Source organism: Coriobacteriia bacterium (genome assembly GCA_034370385.1).
In the GTDB taxonomy this organism is placed as follows: domain Bacteria; phylum Actinomycetota; class Coriobacteriia; order Anaerosomatales; family PHET01; genus JAXMKZ01.
The window spans coordinates 1-2,296 of the sequence record JAXMKZ010000012.1 but is presented as its reverse complement, the minus strand read 5'-3'; the positions used below and the strand labels follow the sequence as shown (position 1 = coordinate 2,296).

Annotated in this window: 3 protein-coding genes; 2 read left to right on the top strand and 1 reads right to left on the bottom strand. The window is 62.1% G+C overall.

Translation table 11 applies throughout. The features are described 5' to 3' along the window. The first annotated feature begins 347 nt into the window (after window positions 1-347). Both U1E26_04010 and U1E26_04005 read left to right on the top strand, forming a co-directional pair. The gene (locus U1E26_04010; protein MDZ4168806.1) at window positions 348-1,079 is read left to right on the top strand and encodes a hypothetical protein; all 732 of its coding nucleotides are present in this window, start codon (window positions 348-350) and stop codon (window positions 1,077-1,079) included. Between the two features lie 236 nt (window positions 1,080-1,315). After that, window positions 1,316-1,969, top strand: a complete 654-nt coding sequence (locus U1E26_04005) for an N-acetylmuramoyl-L-alanine amidase (GenBank protein MDZ4168805.1) — start codon at window positions 1,316-1,318, stop codon at window positions 1,967-1,969. Here U1E26_04005 and U1E26_04000 read toward each other — a convergent pair. Continuing rightward, the gene (locus tag U1E26_04000; GenBank protein ID MDZ4168804.1) at window positions 1,947-2,135 is read right to left on the bottom strand and encodes a hypothetical protein; all 189 of its coding nucleotides are present in this window, start codon (window positions 2,133-2,135) and stop codon (window positions 1,947-1,949) included. The genes U1E26_04005 and U1E26_04000 overlap by 23 nt on opposite strands. Between the last annotated feature and the right edge of the window lie 161 nt (window positions 2,136-2,296).

The following is a 2,296-nucleotide window of genomic DNA, read 5'->3' as shown; positions in this document are numbered from 1 at the left end:
CGATTACGGTCAGGGGCCGAAAAGTGTTCGGCTTGCCACCGTTACGGTGTTCGACTTCGACCGTTGGAGTGTTCGACTTGCGGCGTTACGGTGTTCGACTTGCACCGGAATGCTGTTCGACTTCGACCGGAATCCACATCTTCACCGAGACAGCCGAGCGAATGACGCGCGGTGGCTCGGCGCCTCCCACCGCCACCGATTCTCCTGCAACGCAACGGCCGGGTAGCGCAGCAAGCAATTCGTCGGGAGCGGGTTTCGTACTGCGTCCGCCGCCACCATCGAGCGACATCTTCCGGCCGACCTTCCCCGCGGCCGCTGACTCGGGAGCGATGCCGATTGTGGCTGCCGTGTCGCCTCACCAAGCGCTCTCGGACAGCGTATCGCCTGCGGCTGAGGTTGGGCCGCCCAAGACGACGCCCCCGAAGAAGAGGCAGCTACTGGTTATCGGTGGTGCGATGCTGGCTATCATGCTGGTCTTGGCATTTGCATCGGTCGTGATGGACTCAAGCGCGGATACGGCAGGTCAGGAGCAGCTGGCCCTGAATAACGACAACGGCGACACCGTGGGTGGCGAAGCGAGCGCGGAAGACCCAGCCGCTGATGCGTCCGAGATCGAAGAGCCAGGCCCTCTCAGTGATGACGGGAGCTACCAAGCGCTTACGGACTCCTGGAGTACCTTCTCGGAACTCAACGAGGCATACGGCCCGCCCCAGTCCGACGATACGGTGCCCGCCTACGGGTGGCTCAGAGACAATTTCGGGCCGATGATTACCGGCAGTCCCACTCAGCGCCGTGCCCTCGCCGACGAGGCGGCCGAGTACACCGAGCTGTTCCGCGCGGCGAAGCTGCAACTGGAGGAGCTGCAGGTGTCGCCAGCATACGTCTCCGACAGGGATCAGCTACTGGCGATCTACGAGATTGCGACACGACGCGCGGATTCCTATGAGCAGATCTCGGACTACGCTATCGACCACAGGATTGAGGAGTGGCGCGCGCTTCAGGCGGAACTTGGCACGAAGGAGATGAAGGTCGAGTTGCTGGGTGCGCTCAGCTCGTACTCACCGCCCTCGACGCCCTAGGAGGACGCGTTATGCCGCAGGGTACTGGGATTGGCGAGGCTTCCGCAACAGGAGGCAGGCCCCGTCGGTTGCGGAGCAGGCGGCTAAGGGGCCACGACCACGCCACAGTGTGGCTCATGCTTCTGCTGGCTGGAGGTTCGCTCTCGGTGACTTCGTGCGATCCGTCCTACGAACCATCGAGGACGCGCGGATAATCACGTGGCGAGAGCACGGCAATTGAAGAAGCATCCCGCGGCATGGGGTCAGCAGTCGCAACCCCTACCAATGAGGACTCGTCGGCGGTGCCCGCGACTCGTGTTGTTGCTGCGGGAATTCCTACCGCACGTGAGACCCGGGAGGTCGTGATTGCTTGGCAGCCTTCTCATCAGGCGGACACGGGCGGTGCCGGCTGGAAGGAGTACCACATCTGTGGCGATATAGCGGACCGCGCGATTGACGAGCTGACGGAGTTTGAGCACGTCAAAGCTTGGGACACGAAACACGGACTAACTGGCACAAACAACTACCGTCCTCATCCGACCAACACGAAGGCCTTCGACCGAGAAGTCAAACTGGCAAATCGAGCGAATGCTGATGTCTTCATCGCAATCCACAATGACGGCGGAGCGCCAAGCGGCATCCTGGGGGAGTGCATGGGCTCCGACCGCAAGAGCAAGGCGTTGTGCAAAGCGCTGGTGAAGGGTCTGTCAGCGCGGCTAGAAATGGACAACCGCGGCGTCAGAGAGGTCCGGATCTACAGTCTCGAGAAGGTGCGGAATCATGCGGAGTATCGGTGCCTACTCGAAGTGGGCGACAACGCCGCCGATCGCGCGTTCCTCGAGAGTCCGGACGGCCGGCAGAAGGTCGCAGAGGCCATTGCCGAAGTGATCAGGGACTTTGAGTTCGACTAGTGGCAACCACATGGCCTTCGGTGGCGGGGGAATCGGCGATACCGCCTGCTCGGCCGGTGAGCAGGAAGTCGATGCGGCTCGAGGTGTAGGGGACGCCGAACTCGATGGCGACGCCGCAGCCGTCGGGGATCTCGGCGGTGTTGAGCACCTTGTACATGTACTGCATCGAGTTGGTCCACGAGCGGACTGCGGATTCCGCTCACCTTGGACACCGATTCCGCCGAAGGCGATCACTTCCGGAGCGAAGCGACGCGTGTCTTGGTCAGCAGTACCAGAGTGATCGGCTTCAGGTCAATTTCTTGGCGCGTTTCGGAGCCTGTTTGCGCA